12 protein-coding genes are annotated in these 16,841 nt (G+C 72.6%); 7 read left to right on the forward strand and 5 right to left on the reverse strand.

Annotated features, from left to right (window positions below):
• Positions 1-40 precede the first annotated feature (40 nt).
• Positions 41-934 carry an IS982 family transposase gene (locus D0D28_RS05955; protein ID WP_116109991.1) on the forward strand — a complete coding sequence of 298 codons (894 nt, stop codon included), beginning with the start codon at positions 41-43 and terminating at the stop codon, positions 932-934.
• A gap of 20 nt (positions 935-954) precedes the next feature.
• On the opposite strand, the gene D0D28_RS05960 is transcribed toward D0D28_RS05955, so the two are convergent.
• Both D0D28_RS05960 and D0D28_RS05965 read right to left on the reverse strand, forming a co-directional pair.
• Positions 955-2,223, reverse strand: coding sequence for a PucR family transcriptional regulator (locus tag D0D28_RS05960; RefSeq protein ID WP_240323103.1), 1,269 nt, complete (start codon positions 2,221-2,223; stop codon positions 955-957).
• 211 nt (positions 2,224-2,434) lie between these two features.
• Positions 2,435-3,595 (reverse strand): PucR family transcriptional regulator, encoded by a 1,161-nt coding sequence (locus D0D28_RS05965; protein WP_116109992.1) that lies wholly within the window; start codon positions 3,593-3,595, stop codon positions 2,435-2,437.
• Positions 3,596-3,752: 157 nt separating this feature from the next.
• Here D0D28_RS05965 and D0D28_RS05970 point away from each other — a divergent pair, with 157 nt between their 5' ends.
• On the forward strand, positions 3,753-4,817 hold the full coding sequence (locus tag D0D28_RS05970; protein ID WP_116109993.1) for a DUF2235 domain-containing protein: 1,065 nt from the start codon (positions 3,753-3,755) through the stop codon (positions 4,815-4,817).
• Positions 4,818-4,921: 104 nt separating this feature from the next.
• Here the strand turns inward: D0D28_RS05970 and D0D28_RS05975 are convergent, their stop codons facing one another.
• The 3 genes from D0D28_RS05975 to D0D28_RS05985 form a co-directional block, all read right to left on the reverse strand.
• Entirely contained in the window at positions 4,922-6,034 is a 1,113-nt protein-coding gene (locus tag D0D28_RS05975; RefSeq protein ID WP_116109994.1) for a CapA family protein, read from the reverse strand.
• A gap of 70 nt (positions 6,035-6,104) precedes the next feature.
• Positions 6,105-9,383 carry a PQQ-dependent sugar dehydrogenase gene (locus D0D28_RS05980; protein WP_240323104.1) on the reverse strand — a complete coding sequence of 1,093 codons (3,279 nt, stop codon included), beginning with the start codon at positions 9,381-9,383 and terminating at the stop codon, positions 6,105-6,107.
• Between the two features lie 43 nt (positions 9,384-9,426).
• Complete coding sequence (locus tag D0D28_RS05985; protein ID WP_116109995.1) at positions 9,427-10,386, reverse strand: sugar phosphate isomerase/epimerase family protein; 960 nt, start codon at positions 10,384-10,386, stop codon at positions 9,427-9,429.
• A 187-nt stretch (positions 10,387-10,573) separates the two neighbouring features.
• Between D0D28_RS05985 and D0D28_RS05990 the strand changes: the two genes are divergently transcribed.
• From D0D28_RS05990 to D0D28_RS06010, 5 genes are all read left to right on the forward strand, one after another.
• Positions 10,574-11,770, forward strand: coding sequence for an ROK family transcriptional regulator (locus D0D28_RS05990; protein ID WP_116109996.1), 1,197 nt, complete (start codon positions 10,574-10,576; stop codon positions 11,768-11,770).
• A 200-nt stretch (positions 11,771-11,970) separates the two neighbouring features.
• The gene (locus tag D0D28_RS05995; protein ID WP_116109997.1) at positions 11,971-13,194 is read left to right on the forward strand and encodes an ROK family transcriptional regulator; all 1,224 of its coding nucleotides are present in this window, start codon (positions 11,971-11,973) and stop codon (positions 13,192-13,194) included.
• Positions 13,194-14,702: a sugar ABC transporter ATP-binding protein gene (locus D0D28_RS06000; protein ID WP_116109998.1), complete on the forward strand. Its 1,509-nt coding sequence runs from the start codon at positions 13,194-13,196 to the stop codon at positions 14,700-14,702. Before D0D28_RS05995 ends, D0D28_RS06000 begins: the two co-directional genes overlap by 1 nt.
• Entirely contained in the window at positions 14,699-15,730 is a 1,032-nt protein-coding gene (locus D0D28_RS06005) for an ABC transporter permease (RefSeq protein WP_094006994.1), read from the forward strand. Before D0D28_RS06000 ends, D0D28_RS06005 begins: the two co-directional genes overlap by 4 nt.
• A gap of 34 nt (positions 15,731-15,764) precedes the next feature.
• A complete protein-coding gene (locus tag D0D28_RS06010; RefSeq protein WP_162830650.1) occupies positions 15,765-16,820 on the forward strand; it encodes a substrate-binding domain-containing protein in 1,056 nt (351 codons plus the stop codon).
• Positions 16,821-16,841 lie beyond the last annotated feature (21 nt).

Genomic DNA, 16,841 nt, shown 5'->3' on the forward strand with positions numbered 1-16,841 from the left:
TGGTGTCTGGAGACGGGCGAAGGGTGTTCAAGATCCGTTTGTGACGACAGACCTGAACACCCTTCTCACCGCACTCTACGTCAAGATTGACGACCGCTTGGCGGGCCGGCGTCGGCTGGGCCGGCCACCGAAACTGACCGACGCCGAGTTGGTCACCCTGGCCGTGGCCCAGGCACTGCTGGGGTTCACCTCCGAGGCCCGGTGGTTGCGGTTCCTGCCCGCCCGGATGCCCGGCGCGTTCCGGTACTTGCCCGGCCAGTCCGGCTACAACCGTCGCCTGCGTGCCGCGTTGCCACTGGTCAAACAGGTGATGCGCTGGTTGGCGGCGGACACCGACCTGTGGACCGACGCCACCTGGATCGTCGACTCGACCCCGGTGGAGTGTGGCCGCTCCTTGCCCACCGTAAAGCGCTCGGACCTGGCCGGTTGGGCCAAGTACGGCTTCTGCCGCTCGCACTCCCGCTGGTTCTGGGGCCTGCGCCTGCACCTGATTTGCACCCCGGCCGGACTCCCGGTCGTCTGGGCTCTGGCCGACCCGAAGATCGACGAGCGGCAGGTACTCATGGCGATCTGCGACCACGAACCTCACCTGCTTACCGAACGCCCCGGCCTGCTGATCATCGCCGACAAGGGCTACGTCTCCCGCGAACTCGACCGCTACCTCACCGAACGGGGGGTCCGGCTGATCCGGCCCTCCTACCGCAACCGCCAGCCCCACCCCGGCGAACCGCTGCTCAAGTCCATCCGCCAGCTCATCGAGTCAGTCAACGACACCCTCAAAGGCCAACTGAACCTGGAACAGCACGGCGGACGCACCATCGAAGGCGTCGGTGTCCGCATCGCACAACGACTACTCGCCCTCACCGCCGCCATCTGGCACAACCACGCCACAAGCCAACCCATCACCCGATCCCTGACCGCCTACGACCACTGACCAAGTTACGCATTACTCGTCTAGGTCCTGTCCGGCGTCAGCAGTTCCGCGGCCCGCAGCGCGATCTCCAGCCGCAGGCGGTGCTCGGGATCGTTCAGGCGGTCCCCGAACAGCTCCTCGATCCGGCGCATCCGGTAGCGCACGGTCTGCGGGTGCACGCCCAGCCGCTCCGCCATCTCCGGCGCGCTCCCGCTGGACTGCAGCCACGCCAGCAGCGTCTGCCCGAGCCGGGTGCGCTGCTTGTCGGTCAGCCCGTGCAGCGGGGCCAGGCACCTCTCCCGCAACTGTCCGATCAGGAACTCGTCGGCCAGCAGCCACAGCGTCGCCAGGTGGTCGTCGGCGTGCAGCACCGGGGTCCGCGGGAGGATGCCGCGCACGCTCAGCTCCATCGCGCGGCGCGCCCAGCGCAGCGACACGGCGGCCTCCGCCAGGGGCACCCGCGGCCCGACCGCGACCCGCCAGCCGCGCAGCGCCCCCTCCAAATCCTCCGGTGGCGCGGCCGCGAGCAGGCACGGCTGCGGGCTCTCCAGGTCCGCGAGGACCTCGGCGGGCAGCGCGGGCGGCGGCAGCCGGTGCTGGTCGTGGCGCGGCTCCAGGGCCATCGCGACGACCTTGTCCGGCACATGCCACCCGGCGGCGCCGGCCAGTCCCTCGACGGCCTGCGGCGCGGGCGCGGGCTCGGACAGCACCAGGCCGAGCAGCTGCCTGCGCTGCCGCGCGCGGGTGCCGGCCGCGCGGGCCTGCGCGGCGCGGTAGCCCTGCACCGACAACGCGGAAATCTCGTCCACATAGGCCAGTACGGCCTCGGCGCCGACGTAGAGCAGGTCCGACGGCAGGCCGCGCGCCTGGCCGACCTTGGCGATGTAGCGCCACGCCGCCAGCCCGCCGACCCGGTAGGCCGTCTGGATCTGGTCCAGCGGGCGGCCCTCGCTGTACTCGATGCGGCCCAGGTGCCGGAACACGCCGATCCAGTTCTCCTGGTTCACCGCCGGGTTGCCGAGGTTGTCCAGGCACTGCCCGACCGCCTCCCGCACGCCGCGCACGATGACCTCGCCGAACGGGCCCTCCAGCGGCCGGGCGTACTCGGGCACCGCGCGCTGGATCTCGGCCAGGATGACCCGGGTGAGCGCGTCGGCGTGCGGGCGGAACACCTTGGTCAGCTCGCGCGGCAGCGACGCCCACAGCGCGCTGGCCCGGCCGAGCACCCGGGCCTCGCCGGGCGGGCGGCGCGGGTGCGGCGCCCGCGGCGGCGCGGTGCGTCCGGGCCGGACGTCGGCATCGATCGTCATGTCAACCCCTGCTCGGGAACCCGCAGCGCTGGCGGTGGATGGAGTTTTTCGCCGGCGGCACGCTGATCGTGACCCGCTCGCGGAGCCAACATGGCATCACCCGGCCCGCGTTGGCAAGAACCGTTGACACACTCCGAATTCCTCCGCCACCCGTTCGGGTGACGAGTGTCGAAGCGGGTGACACCCGGCCGGGGCCGGGTTCGCGCGTGCCTCACAAAGCCCGCTCCCCGGTCCCGAGTCGCCTGCGCAGCACCAGGTGCAGGCCGAACCGCGTGTCCGCGTCGTCCAGCCGGTCGCCGAACAGCTCGCGCAACTGGTGCAGCCGCGCCCGCACGGTCTGCGGATGCACGTGCAGACGGCGCGCGATCTCCGGTGCGCCACCACGGGTTTCCAGCCAGGCGAGCAGGGTTTCGCCGAGCCGGGCGCGCTGCCGGTCGCTGACCGCGTCCAGCGGCGCCAGGTACTTCGCGGACAGCCGCTCGGCGAGGAAGTCCTGGGAACGCAACCAGAGCGTGCCGAGGTGGTCGGCGCACCACACGACGTCCCCGGGCAGCGCCAGGCCGCGGCGGGCCAGCCGGTGCGCGGCGTCGACCAGGGCGAGCGGAACCGGGGGCGACACCGCGGCGCGCGCGGGTTTTTCCCAATTGCCGGACAGGATCTCGAGTGCCCGCTCCGGGCTCGGGGTGATCAGGCACGGGCGGTCGCCGTCCGGACCGGCGAGGACGTCGTCGCCGAGGCGGCCGGCGGGCAGGCCCTCGGCGTGCGCGAGCGCGATGACGGAAACCTCCCCGGGCAGCCGCCACCCCGCGTCCGCGGCGGGTCCGGTGAGATCGGGCTGCGGCTCGGCCAGGACCAGGGCGGCCAGCCGGCGGCGCAGTTCGTCGCGGGCGGAGCCGGGCGGGTGCTGCGCCGCCTGGAAACCTTCGAGCGCGGTCGCGGACAGCTCGTCGACGAAGGCGAAGATCGCCTCCGCCGCGGTGGTGAGGGTCTGCGGGCCGGCGCCGAGGTCGCGCAGCACCGGGGTCAGGTACTGCCAGGCGACCCGGCCGCCGATGCGCACCGCGGCCTGCAGGGCGTCGAGCGTGCGGCCCTCGGCGAACTCGCGCCGCCCGCGCTGCCGGAACTGCCGCACCCACTCGCTGTGGTCCGGGCGCGGGTTGCCGATGCAGCGGAAGCAGTGCCGCACCGCGACCTCGATGCCCTCGGTCAGCGCGCGGGCGAACCGGCCGCCGGGCGGGCCGGCGTACTCCGGCACCTCCCGCCGCACCTCGCGCACGATCGTCTCCGCGAGCGGCCGGGTGTGCGGCTCCAGGGCGGCCGCGAGTTGTCGGGGCGCGGCCGCCAGGGCCTGCGCGCTGCGGTAGTCCGGCACTTCCCACCCCCTTGACGCGCCGGGACCAAACCTGAAGCTGCCTCGCGTTCGTGCAGGTCAGCCGATGGGACGAACGATGCTACCGCCTGGTAGCAAGACCGGGCAGTAACCCTCGGCACTCGATCGGCGACAATCCGGGCGTCGAGGGGAGCGGGACATGACCAAGCGGCTGGTGATCTGCTGCGACGGGACCTGGAACACGCCGGACCAGCCGGCGCCGACCAACGTGTGCCGGGTCGCGCTGGCGGTCGCGCCGTCCGACGGGGCAGGCCGCGAGCAGCGGATGTTCTACCACTCCGGCGTCGGCACCCGGCCCGGCGAGCGCCTGTGGGGCGGGGCGTTCGGGTTCGGGTTGTCCCGCACCGTGCGCGAGGCCTACCGGTTCCTGGTCCGCACCTTCGAGCCGGGGGACGAGCTGTTCCTGTTCGGGTTCAGCCGCGGCGCCTACACCGCGCGCAGCCTCGCCGGGCTGGTGCGCAACTGCGGCATCCTGCGCCCCGAGCACGACGACCGGATCGGCGAGGCGTACGCGCTCTACCGCGCCCGCGGGTCGAAAACGCATCCGCGCTCGGCGGCCGCGGAGCTGTTCCGCCGGTCGTACTCGCGCGAGACCCGGATCCGGTTCCTCGGCGTGTGGGACACCGTCGGGGCGCTCGGCATCCCGCTGTCCGGGCTGCGGCTGGTCAACCTGGTGAACCGGCGGCGGCAGTTCCACGACACCGAGCTGAGTTCGAGCATCGACGCGGCCTGCCAGGCGCTCGCGATCGACGAGCGCCGCCCGCCGTTCCGGCCCGCGCTGTGGCGGTCGAGCGGCCGGACGCGCGTCGAGCAGGTCTGGTTCGCCGGGGTGCACTCCGACGTCGGCGGCGGCTACCCGGACCGCGCGCTGGCCGACATCAGTCTGTTGTGGATGGTCGAGCGGGCGCGCGCGCACGGGCTCGCGTTCGAGCCGGGGGCGTTCGCGACCGCGGAGCCGGACCCGCTGGGGCAGGCGCACGAGTCGCGCGCCGGGTTCTACAAGCTGATGCGCCCGCACGTGCGGACCCTGGGCACGACCGCGCACGAGTACGCGGCGTCCAGCGCGGTCCAGCGGCAGGCGATGGTCGCCGGGTACGCCCCGAACCTCGACACGTACCTGTCGGAGGGCGGCGCGGTGCTGCCGGTCGGCAGCGACGAGGGAGAGCGCTTCCCGGTGCCCAGCCCCGCACCGGAGCCCGCCTGACCGCGTCCCCGAACGCAGAACTCACGCGCCCGAACGCAGAACTCACGCGCCTGAGCGTGGGACTCGCGGGCGTGAGGAGTTCTGCGTTCGCGTGACGGGTGCGGTCAGCCGCGGGTCAGGCCGTGTGCGGCGGCGCCGCGGCTGAGCACCACCTGGTCGGTGCGCGCCAGCGCCTCCGCGGCGCGTGACCGGTCCAGCGCGGGGTCGTCGGCGGTGCGCAACCGGATCGGGGGGCCCAGGTCGATCACCGTCGGCACGTACTCGGCCCGGTCCACCGTCCATCCCGCGCCGGAACGGGTGAAGTGGAACCGCCCGATCAGGCCCTCCTCGGTCGTCCCGCGGGGCTCGGAGTGCCGGGCGATCGAGTTGCCCAGCCCGTAGGCCACCCACTTGCCGCCGATCTTCTCCATCGGCTGAACCACGTGCGTGTGGTGGCCGATGATCAGGTCCACCGCCGGGTCCGACAGCACCCGCTGCGCGATCTGCCGCTGCGCGGCCGTCGGCTCGTGCTGGTACTCCGTACCCCAGTGCAGGCTCGCGATCACCATCTGCGCCCCGGCCGCCCGCGCCGCCCGGGCCTCGGCGAGCACGGCGTCGGTGTCGAGCGTGTTCGACACCCACTGCTTGCCGCCGGGCAGCTTCTTGCCGTTGAACCCGAACGTGTAGGACACGTGCCCGACCTTGGCCCCGCGCACGTCCAGCACCAGCGGCGTGCGCGCCTCCTGCTCCGTCCGCGCCGAGCCGGTGTGCCGGATCCCGGCCTCGTCCAGCTCGTCCAGCGTCCGGTTCACGCCCGCGGTGCCGGTGTCGATCGTGTGGTTCGACGCGGTCGAGCAGTCGTCGTACCCGGTGTCGGCCAGCGCGTCGGCGATCTCCGGCGGTGCGCTGAACTCCGGGTAGCCCTGGAACGGGCCCTCCTCGGGCGCGAGCGGCGTTTCCAGGTGGCACACCGCCAGATCGGCCGAGCTGATGTCGTCGCGGATCCCGGCCAGCAGCGGCCGGTAGTCGCGCTTCCCGCCGCCGTCGGCGACGGCCTGTTCGGTCAGCGCCGGGTGGATCAGCACGTCCCCGGTCGCCGCGACGGTGAACCCCGCCTCCGCCGGCGGGGCCGCCACGCTCGGCGCGGCCGGCTCGACGGGCGCGTCTTCGTCCGGTGCGAAGCAGGCGGCGAGCACCGCGCCCGCCGCGAAGCCCGCGAGAACCAGACGGATGCGCATGACTCCCGATCCTGCCAGAGGGCCACTCTCGGTGCTTCCGGCACCGAGAGTGGCCCTGGCGTTCACCCGGTCAGGGCTTCAGTGCTCCCGACAGGGCGGTGGCGTCGCGACGGAGAGTCTCCGCGGCGAGCCGGTCCGGGACCTTGGTGCGGTCCTGGGTGATGGCTGCGAAGTTCCGCAGCGCGTCCCGGGCGGCGTTGATCCGCCCGGCGTCGGCGTGCTTCTGGGCCGTGTCGAGGGCGTTGTGCAACTGCATCGCCCCCGTCCTGGTGACCCCGCCGGCGTCGCGGAACCGGTCGATCAGGGCGCGCACGTCACCGAACGACGTCCCGGTCGTGAAGTTCACGGCCTTGGTCGTGGTGAGCCCGGCCCGGTCGGTCACGGTCACCGACAGCTGGTGCGCCCCGAGCGGCAGCCGCCACAGCTCCAGCGGCGTGCCCGGCGTGACCGGCCGTCCGTCCACCGTGGCCTGGACCGTGCCCACGCCGGACGCGGCGTCGGTCGCGGTGACCACCGGCGTCAGGGCCGCGGCGTCACCGAAGGCCTGCCCCTCGGTCACCCCGCCGATCGTCACCGCGGGCGCGGTCTTGTCGATCTTGACCGTGAGCGTGCCCGGCGCGGACACGTTGCCGCCGTTGTCCGTCGCCCGGTACAGCACCGTCGTGGTGCCCTCGGCCGACAGCGTCACCGGGTTGGCCGCGTTGGCCCACGTGGCGCCGTTGTTCACCGAGTACTGCCTGCTGGCCACCGTGCCGTTGTCGGTGGCGGACACGGTCAGCGTGACGTTGCCCGTGTACCAGCCGTTCGCCCCGGTCGGCGCCGACGGCGTCAGCGCGGCCGACACCGTGGGCGGCGTCTTGTCCGCGACCCCGGCGCCCTGGAACGTGAAGGCGTCGACGTCGACCCCGCCGCTGGAGGTGACGAACAGCTTGCCGGCGCCCGAGGGCAGCCCGGACAGCGGTGTGGTCACCGTCCGCCAGCCCGCACCGGCCGGGACGTCGATCGTCGCGAACGGCGCCGCGTCGGCGGCGTTCCACCGCAGCTGCAGCTGGCCGGCGCCGCGTGCCTTGGTCTGCACGCCGGTGATGCCGCTGAAGTTCACCGGGTCGTAGGCCAGCCAGTCACCGGCGTCGAAACCGGTGATCGCGCGCAGCCCGGACGCGGTGGAGTCGTCGGTGATCGTCACGCCGCTCGACTCGTCGGCGTGCTCGCCCTGCATGAGCTTCGGGTTCAGGATCGCCTGCGCCTCACCGGTCGCCGGCGGCACACCGTTCGCGCCGTTGTCGGTGTAGGTCACGTTGAGCACGCCGAAGACGTTCTCCGTCTCACCGTGCCCGGCGTCGGTCGGCGTGGCCACGGCGCCGGTGCAGCCGGTGCCGCTGTTGACCGGGTGCCCGTGCTGGTTGTGGCCCAGGCCGAACGCCCACGACACGCGGCTGCACACCGGGGTCGTGCCGTCCTCCGGGTCGTTGACGGTCACCGCGTAGGGGATCGCGTCGCCCCAGTCGAAGAACCCGCCGTGCGCCGGGGCGGTCAGCCCGACCGTGGGCGCGGTGTTGCCGATGGTGACCTGCCGGGAGGTCAGGCCGTGCCTGCCCGCCGGGTCGGTGACCCGCAACCGGGCCTCCACCTGCCCGTTCGCGGTGTAGGTGTGGGTCGCCCGCGGCCCGGTGGCGTCGAAGGTGCCGTTGCCGTCGAAGTCCCACTCGTAGGTCAGCGCCGCACCCTCGGGGTCGCTGGAGGTGCTGCCGTCGAAGGACACCGTGAGCGGCGCCTGCCCGGACGACGGGGTCGCCGTCATCCGCGCGGTCGGGGTCTTGTTGCCCTGCGCGAAGTCGATCCGGTACAGCCCGGCGTCCGGGTTCTGCCGGAAGAAGCCGTCCCCGTAGTCCAGGACGTAGAGCGAGCCGTCCGGGCCGAACTCCAGGTCCATCGGGTTGTCCCAGATCGGCTGGCCCAGCGTGGACAGATCCTTGTTCGGCAGGAAGTTCTCCAGCTTCGTCACCGGGCCGTCCGGGCCGGCCAGGGTGAACGCGGCGACGTAGTCCTGCGAGAACTCGCCGAAGAAGGCCTTGCCGTCCCAGTAGGCCGGGAACTTCGTCGGCGACGGGTTGTTCGCGTCGTAGTGGTAGACCGGGCCGCCCATCGGGGCCTGGCCGCCGCTGGAGCGGAACGCGGTCAGCTCGGGCCACGGCTGGTCGCTGTCCTTGTCGCCGTACCACAGGGTGGCCGGGGTGGACGGCGGCAGCGTGCGCAGACCGGTGTTCCAGCGCGAGTCGTTCACCGGCGCGGCGCAGTCGAACGCCGGGCCCGGGGTGAGGGTGGCGAAGTCGAAGTCCCGGTAGGGCTGGGAGTTGTCGGCCGTGCAGAACGGCCAGCCCGAGTTCATCGGCTTCGTCGTGATCTGCCATTCGACGTAGCCCATCGGGCCGCGGTTCGGGTCGGCGGTGCCGGCGTCGGGGCCGTAGTCGCCCCACATCACCGCGCCGGTCGCTTTGTCCACGGTCATCCGGAACGGGTTGCGCAGGCCCATCACGAAGATCTCCGGCCGCGTCAGCGGCGTGCCGGGGGCGAACAGGTTGCCCTCGGGGATCGTGTAGGAGCCGTCGTCGTTGACGTGGATGCGCAGGATCTTGCCGCGCAGGTCGTTGGTGTTGCCGGCGCCGCGGCGCTCGTCGAGGCCGGGGTTGTAGCCGGGCGCGTCGTTGATCGGGGTGTAGCCGTTGACGTTCGGGCCGGAGGCGGGGGTGTTGCCACCGGTCGACAGGTACAGGTTGCCCTGCGCGTCGAAGTCGACGTCGCCGGCCACGTGGCAGCACTGGCCGCGGTTGGTGGGGATGCGGATGATCTCCTGCTCGGTGCTCAGGTCCAGCGACTCGCCGGTCCACTTGAACCGGGACAGGACGTCGTAGCCCTCCCACTGCTTCCAGTACGAGTCGTCCGCGCCGGCGGGCAGCGTGTTCGGGGCCGAGCCGGGCGGGGTGTTCAGCTTCGGCGAGTAGAAGAGGTAGACCCAGTTGTTCTCGGCGAAGCCCGGGTCGAGCGTCACCGTCTGCAGGCCCATCTCCGAGTTCTGGTAGACGGGGATCGTGCTGACGACCTTGGTGACGCCGGTCTTCGGGTCGGTCAGCCGCACCTCACCGCTGCGCGCGGTGTGCAGCACGCGGTTGTCCGGCAGCACGGCCAGGTCGATGGGTTCGCCCACGTTCTTGGTGAGCGTGATCTTCTCGTAGTTGTGCCAGTCCAGGGCCGGGTCCGCGGCCTGTGCCGCGGCGGGCACGGCGAGGCCGAGCACCGGCAGGGCCGTCACCGCGGCGGCGGTGATCAGCCGTCTCAGGGCAGGGTGCATCGCGAGATCACTCCGGTGGGATTTCGACGGGGAGGGGAGGGGGTCAGCCGCGCAGTTCGGCCAGCGCCTGGTAGCTGCGCAGCGCCGCGCCGAACGAGCCGGGCGGGTTGGGCTGCGTGCTGGGCGCGGTGTCCTGCTCCCAGATGCCGTGGTAGCGGCCGCGGCCGTTGACCCGCTTGAGGAACCGGTCGTAGGGCAGGTCGCCGGCGCCGAACTCGACGATGTCGTAGCCGTTGGGGTTGGCCGGGTTCGCGTCGCCGTCCTTCAGGTGCAGCAACGGGTAGCGGTGCGGGGCGCGGGTGATGTAGTCGGCGGGCTCGAACCCGGGGTAGCGGTACTTGCCGACGTAGGCCCAGTACACGTCCATCTCGAGGTAGACCAGCCGGGGATCGGTGTTGTCGAAGAAGACGTCGTAGAGCCGGACGCCGGGACGGTCGGTGGCGAAGGCGAACTCGCCGGCGTGGTTGTGCTGGTAGAACTTCAGGCCGCGCGCGGCGGCCGCGGCGCCGATGCGGTTGAACTCCTCGGCGGCGGCCTGGTAGCCGGCCACGGTGTTGATGTTGGTCGGGGCGTTGGCGGTGCCGATGTGCTTCAGGCCGAGGATTTCGGCGTTGTCCAGTTCGGCCTGCAGGTTGGTGCGGAAGTTGTTGAGGCCGACGTGACTGCCGACCGCCTTGAGCCCGAAGTCCTTCAGCAGCTGGGCGATCTCGGGCACGGTGATCTGCCGCCCGAGGATCGAGGTGCTCTGGGTGTAGCCGGCGAACTCGATCTCGCGGTAGCCGATGCGGGACAGCTCCTCGAACACGGCGCGGAAGCCGAGCTGGGAGACCTTGTCGCGGACGCTGTAGAGCTGGATGCCGATCTGGTTCTGCGGGACGAGACGGCCGCCGCCCTGGCTGGCGGCGGCGGGCAGCGATCCGGCGAGCGCCGCGGCGCTGACCGCGACGGTCGCCCCCGCCGCGGTGCGCAGGAAACCGCGGCGGTCGAACGACGAGTGGGACACGGATTTCTCCTTCAGCCGAGTGTGAACCGACCCCCTTGTCACGTGCGCCGGTAACGTAGGCAACTTCCGCTGAAAGTGTCCAGAGTTTCGGACTTTCCGGAACAAAGTTCGGCCGCGTCTGCTCAAAAGAGGCGGGAACGGGTCTACAGTCGGGGCACGCGCGAGCAGCGAGGAGGCTGGTGCCCCCATGACCACCAGCGGTTTTCCCCCGTCGGCCGAGACCCGCGAGCAGGCCGGGCTGCTCGCCCTGCTGCGGGACGAGGGCCCGATGGCGCGGGTCGAACTGGGTGAACGGCTCGGGGTGCCGCGGGCCCGGCTGGCGGCGGAGATCACCCGGCTGGCCGAAGGCGGGCTCGTCGAATCCGGCGGCCCGGCGGCCAGCCGCGGCGGGCGGCGGTCGACGCTGGTGCGCCTGGCCGACGACGTGCGCTTTCTCGGCGTGGACGTCGGCGCGACGTCGGTGGCCGTGGCGGTGACCGACGGGCGGTGCGAGGTGCTCGCGCGGGCGGTCGAGGACTGCGACGTGCGGCAGGGCCCGGTGCCGGTGCTGGACCGGGTGGAGCAGCTGGCGGCGAAGGTGCTGCAGGACGCCCCCGGGCGGCTCGCCGGGGCCGGGATGGGGCTGCCCGGGCCGGTGAGCTTCCGGGACGGGATGCCGGTGGCGCCGCCGATCATGCCGGGCTGGGACCGGTTCCCGGTGCGCGACCGGCTGGCCGGGCACTGGGGTTGCGCGGTGACGGTCGACAACGACGTGAACGTGATGGCGCTGGGGGAGCGGCACGCCGGGGTGGCCCGGTCGCTGGACGACCTGATCTTCGTGAAGGTCGGGACCGGTATCGGCGGCGGGATCGTCGTCGCGGGCCGCGTGTACCGCGGCGTGGCCGGCACCGCGGGCGACATCGGGCACATCAAGCTCGACGACTACGGGCCGGCGTGCGCCTGCGGCGAGGTCGGCTGCCTGGAGGCCTACTTCGGCGGGGCGGCGCTGGCCCGGGACGCGCTGACGCTGGCGCGCAGCGGGCGGTCCCCGTATCTGGCGGCGTTGCTGGAAAGCCGTCCGGCGCTGACCGCGCGGGAGGTGGCCGAGGCGGCGCAGGCCGGCGACTTCGCGGCGGTGACGCTGGTGCGCGAGGGCGGGCGGCGGCTGGGGCAGGTGATCGCGTCGCTGGTGAGCTTCCTGAACCCCGGGATGGTCGTGATCGGCGGCGGGGTGTCCCGGCTCGGGCACACCCTGCTGGCCGAGGTGCGGTCGTCGGTGTACCGGCGGTCGCTGCCGCTGGCCACCGGGAACCTGCCGATCGTGTTGTCGGAGCTGGGTGACCAGGCGGGCGTGATCGGCGCCGCGTGGCTGGCCACCGATCACGCGTTCAGCGTGCCGGCCTGACCGATCCGGCCTCGCCGGGCGTCGCTTGTCCGAACTTGAGCACACTTTCGGCAGTCCGGTTCAAAAGTAACGATCTGATTGTTACTCCTTTTGCCGGATTGTGGCAGAAGTACCCGCCAGTCAGAGTAGGCGGCGTACGCCAGAGCACTGACACCCAGCACTGAGACCGGCCAGTTTCCCGACGAAGTGGAGCGTCCCCGGTGCCCCATCCTTTCGACCGGCCGACGGACCGCGCCGGTGTTCGCAGAGCCAACCTGTCTCTGCTGGTCCGGCTCCTGCGCCGGCACGGGGGCCTGTCCCGCGCGCAGCTGGCGGCCCTGAGCGGCCTGAGCAAGGCCACCGTCTCCGGCCTGGTCGCCGAACTGGAGGTCCGCGAGCTGGTCCAGGCAGGCGGCCGTCACGAGGGCGGCCAGGGCAGGCCGGGCCAGCTCGTCGAGCTGCGGCCGCGCGGCAACTGGGGCATCGGGCTGGAGGTCGCCGAGGACCACCTCGGCAGCACGGTCCTCGACCTGTCCGGCACCGCCGCCGCCCGCCGCCGCGTCACCTGCGACGTCCGCGCCCTCGGGCCGGAGCGCACCCTCGACGAACTGGCCGCCCTCGTGCTCGCCGCGGTGTCCGAAGTGGACCAGGTCGCGGGCATCGCGGTGGCCGTGCCCGGGCTCGTCGACCCCGCGGGCACCGTCCGCCTCGCGCCGGGCCTGCGGTGGCGCGACCTCGCCCTCGCCGACGGGCTCGCCGCCCGCACCGGCTTCCCGCTCGATCGCGTCGTCGTCGGCAACAACGCCAACCTGGCCGCGCTGGCCGAGGCCGACAGCGGGGCCGCCCGCGGCTGCCACGACGTCGTGTACCTCCTCGGCGGCGTGGGCGTCGGCGCGGGGCTGATCACCGGCGGCCGGCTGATCGGCGGCGCGGCCGGCGAGGTCGGGCACCTGTCGCTGGAACCCGCCGGCCGCCCCTGCGTGTGCGGCCGCCGCGGCTGCTGGCAGACCGCCGTCGGGATCGACGCGTTCCTGCACTCGCTGGCCACTCCGCGGGACCTGGTCCACGACCCGTCCCTCGACCTGGCCCAGCGCACCGCGATCGTGCGCCAGCGCGCCCAGCAGGGTGACCGCCGCGTCCTCGACGCGCTCACCCAGCTCGGCGCCGGCCTCGGCCACGGCATCGCGGTCCTGGCCGACCTGCTCGACCCGCGGATCGTCGTCCTCGGCGGCTACTTCGCGCCGCTGCGCGACTGGCTCGCCGAGCCGATCCGCGCCGAACTGGCCGCCCGCTCGGTGACCGCCGAGACCGGCGGCCCCCGCATCGTGGCGTCCCGGCTCGGGTTCACCGCGGTCGGCACCGGCGCGGCGCAGGCCGCGATCCGGCCCCTGCTGGACGATCCGACGCTGGTCGCGGCCGGCGCCCCGGTGAGCGTGGAGGCGTGATGACCGAAGACCTGTTGTCCATGCGCGGCATCGTCAAGACGTTCCCGGGTGTCCGGGCGCTGGACGGTGTCGAGCTGTCGGTGCGGGCGGGGGAGGTGCACTGCCTGCTCGGCCAGAACGGCGCCGGCAAATCGACCCTGATCAAGGTCCTCGCCGGGGCGCACCAGCCGGACTCCGGCGAGATCCGCTGGCAGGGCGAACCGGTCACGCTGTCCTCCCCGGTCGCGGCCCTGCGCCGCGGGATCGCCACCATGTACCAGGAGCTCGACCTCATCCCCGCGCTGTCGGTGGCCGACAACATCTTCCTCGGCCACGAGCCCGCCCAGGCCGGGTTCACCCGCGACCGGCAGGCCCGCGCGAAGGCCGGCGAGCTGCTGGCGCGGCTGGGCCACCCGGAGATCCACCCCGACCGCGAGGTCGGCGAACTGTCCGCCGCCGGGCAGCAGCTGGTCTCCATGGCCCGGGCCCTGGTCCACGACGCGCGCCTGATCGTGATGGACGAGCCGACCGCCGCGCTCGCCTCCGACGAGGTGGACAACCTGTTCCGCATCGTCGCCGAGCTGACCGCGGACGGCGTGGCCGTCGTCTACATCTCGCACCGGCTCGAGGAGATCCGCCGCATCGGCAACCGCGTCACCGTGCTCAAGGACGGCGCCACCGTCGCGGCCGGGCTGGAGGTCGCCGACGTCACCACCGACCACCTGGTGTCGCTGATGTCCGGCCGCCGCGTGGAGACCGTCTACCCGGAACGCCTGGAATCCACTGTGGACACCGGGACCGAGCTGCTGCGCGTGGAGAACCTGACCCGCCGCGGCGAGTTCTCCGACGTCAGCTTCACCCTGCGCCGCGGCGAGATCCTCGGCCTGGCCGGCCTGGTCGGCGCCGGCCGCAGCGAACTGCTGGAGACCATCTTCGGCGCCCGCAAACCGGACGGCGGCCGGGTCTTCGTCGAGGGCAGGCGGCTCAAGCCCGGTGACGTCCCGAGCGCGGTCAAGGCCGGGATCGGCCTGGCGCCGGAGGAACGCAAGAGCCAGGCGCTGCTGCTGGAGATGTCGGTCGCGCACAACGTGACGCTGGCGAGCCTGCCCGAGTACAGCCGCCTCGGCTTCACCGACCGCGCGCGCGAGATCGGGGACTCGGCCGAGCGCCTGCGGCAGCTGGACCTGCGCCCGGCGGACCCGCGCCGCCCGGTGGGCACGCTCTCCGGCGGCAACCAGCAGAAGGCGGTCGTCGCGCGCTGGCTGGTGCGCGGCTGCTCGATCCTGCTGCTGGACGAGCCGACCCGCGGCGTGGACGTCGGCGCGCGGGCCGAGCTGTACCGGCTGATCCGCGAGCTGGCCGCGGCCGGGGTCGGGCTGGTGCTGGTCTCCAGCGAGATGCCCGAGGTGCTCGGGCTCGGCGCCGGCGTGCTCGTGCTGCGGGAGGGCCACGTGGTCCGCGAGGCCCCCGCGAGCGAGCTGACCGAAGCAGACGTGCTGAATCTGGTGATGGAGGGAAGTGCGGCATGACGAAGGACTCCTCGTCGGTGTTGCCGGAGGCCACGCAGGCCCCGCCGCCCCCGGCCGCGCCGCCGGCCCCGAAGGCCGCGCGCGGGCGGTTCCCGGTGGACGCCCGGCTGGCCGGGCTGTTCGGCGTGTTCGTCCTGCTGTGCCTGGTGGGGTGGCTGACGCGGCCGGACGCGTTCTTCACCGAGGGCAACCTCTCGACCGTGCTGCGGCTGGCGGCCGCGATCGGCGTGGTGAGCGTCGGCATGACGTTCGTGATCATCAGCGGCGGGATCGACCTGTCCGTCGGCTCGATCGTCGCGCTGTCCAGCGTGTGGGCGACGACGCTGGCGACGCAGTCGTTCGGCCCGGTGGTGATGGTGGTCTGCGCGCTGGCGGTCGGCGTCGGCTGCGGCCTGATCAACGGCGTGCTCGTCTCCTACGGCAGAGTGGTGCCGTTCATCGCCACGCTCGCGATGTACGCCTCGGCGCGCGGCCTGGCCGAGCGGATCAGCGGACGGCAGACCCAGGTCGTGCGGGAAACCGGGTTCCTGACCGTCTTCCGCGGTGACTTCCTCGGCATCCCGGTGCTGATCTGGATGTTCGCCCTGGTGTTCGTGGTCGGCTGGGTCCTGCTCAACCGCACCACGTTCGGCCGCCGCACGTTCGCCGTCGGCGGCAACACCGAGGCCGCGCGCCTGGCCGGCATCAACGTCAAGCGGCACACCGCGCTCGTCTACGCCGTGGCCGGGCTGTGCTGCGGCATCGCGGCGATCATGGTCGTGGCGCGCACCACCTCGGGCGCCTCGACCAACGGCCTGTACTACGAGCTGGACGCGATCGCCGCGGTGGTCATCGGCGGCACGCTGCTCTCCGGCGGCCGCGGCACCCTGATCGGCACGCTCATCGGCGTCCTGATCTTCACGGTGCTGGGCAACATCTTCACGCTCAACAACCTCGACACCGACATCCAGAACATCGCCAAGGGCGCGATCATCGTGCTCGCCGTTCTGCTGCAGTTCCGCACCAACCGCAGTCGCAAGTCCACTTAGGAAACACCACCCCCGACGACCACTGGAGTTCGCCATGTCCGGACCATCCTCCCTCGCCCGCCGCCGCTTCCTCACCGGTGGCGCGGCCGTCGGCGCCGGCGCCCTGCTGGCCGCCTGCACGTCCAACGAGTCGCCGCAGTCCGCCCCGCAGGCCGTCGCCGGCACCGCGGGCCAGAACGCCCAGCCCGGCAAGCACGTGACGATCGGCTTCTCCGCCCCGGCCGCCGACCACGGCTGGATGGCGGCGATGACCAAGAACGCCCGCGCCCAGGCCGGCCGGTTCTCCGACGTCACCTTCACCGCCACCGAGGGCACCAACGACGTCAACCAGCAGATCGCCCAGGTCGAGACCCTGATCAACCAGAAGGTCAACGTCCTGGTGATCCTGCCCTTCGACGGCAAGGCCCTCACCCAGGCCGGCCAGCAGGCCATGGACGCCGGCATCCCGGTCGTCAACGTGGACCGGGTGTTCGACACCCCGCTGGCCTACCGCACCTGGATCGGCGGCGACAACTACCGCATGGGCGTCAACGCCGGCAACTACATCGCCGGGGAGCTGAAGAAGAAGGGCGTGAGCAACCCGGTGATCGGCGAGGTCGCCGGCATCGACTCGCTGCCGCTGACCCAGGAACGCAGCCAGGGCTTCAAGGACGCGCTCGCCAAGCACGGGTTCGCCGTCGGCCCGCGGGTGTCCGCGCAGTTCACGCCGGAGAGCGGCGAGCAGATGACCTCGAACCTGCTCCAGTCGGCCAGCAGGCTCGACGCGCTGTGGAACCACGACGACGACCAGGGCATCGGCGTGCTCGCGGCCATCGACAACGCGCGCCGCAGCGAGTTCTTCATGGTCGGCGGCGCCGGGTCGCGCAACATGATGGACCTGATCAAGGCCGACAGCGGCGTGATGAAGGCGACGGTCCTCTACAGCCCGTCGATGGCGTCCTCGGCGATCGCCCTGGCCCGGCTGCTCGGCCAGGACAAGGGCATCGGCGACCTCGCCGAGCACGAGATCCCCGCGAACGTCACGACCTACTCGGCCGTGGTGACCAAGGAGAACGTCGATTCCTATGCCGATGTCGCCTTCGACTCCTGACCCCGTGGGCGCCTCCATCGG

Source organism: Amycolatopsis ruanii (assembly GCF_003385175.1).
GTDB lineage: Bacteria > Actinomycetota > Actinomycetes > Mycobacteriales > Pseudonocardiaceae > Amycolatopsis_E > Amycolatopsis_E thermalba.

What these genes read in the sequence shown, in the direction of transcription:
- D0D28_RS05990 (WP_116109996.1), top strand. Translation starts at nt 10,574, where the DNA reads ATGACCACCAGCGGTTTTCCCCCGTCGGCCGAGACCCGCGAGCAGGCC.
- D0D28_RS06010 (WP_162830650.1), top strand. Translation starts at nt 15,765, where the DNA reads ATGTCCGGACCATCCTCCCTCGCCCGCCGCCGCTTCCTCACCGGTGGC.
- D0D28_RS06005 (WP_094006994.1), top strand. Translation starts at nt 14,699, where the DNA reads ATGACGAAGGACTCCTCGTCGGTGTTGCCGGAGGCCACGCAGGCCCCG.
- D0D28_RS05970 (WP_116109993.1), top strand. Translation starts at nt 3,753, where the DNA reads ATGACCAAGCGGCTGGTGATCTGCTGCGACGGGACCTGGAACACGCCG.
- D0D28_RS05980 (WP_240323104.1), bottom strand. Translation starts at nt 9,383, where the DNA reads ATGCACCCTGCCCTGAGACGGCTGATCACCGCCGCCGCGGTGACGGCC.
- D0D28_RS06000 (WP_116109998.1), top strand. Translation starts at nt 13,194, where the DNA reads ATGACCGAAGACCTGTTGTCCATGCGCGGCATCGTCAAGACGTTCCCG.
- D0D28_RS05975 (WP_116109994.1), bottom strand. Translation starts at nt 6,034, where the DNA reads ATGCGCATCCGTCTGGTTCTCGCGGGCTTCGCGGCGGGCGCGGTGCTC.
- D0D28_RS05960 (WP_240323103.1), bottom strand. Translation starts at nt 2,223, where the DNA reads ATGACGATCGATGCCGACGTCCGGCCCGGACGCACCGCGCCGCCGCGG.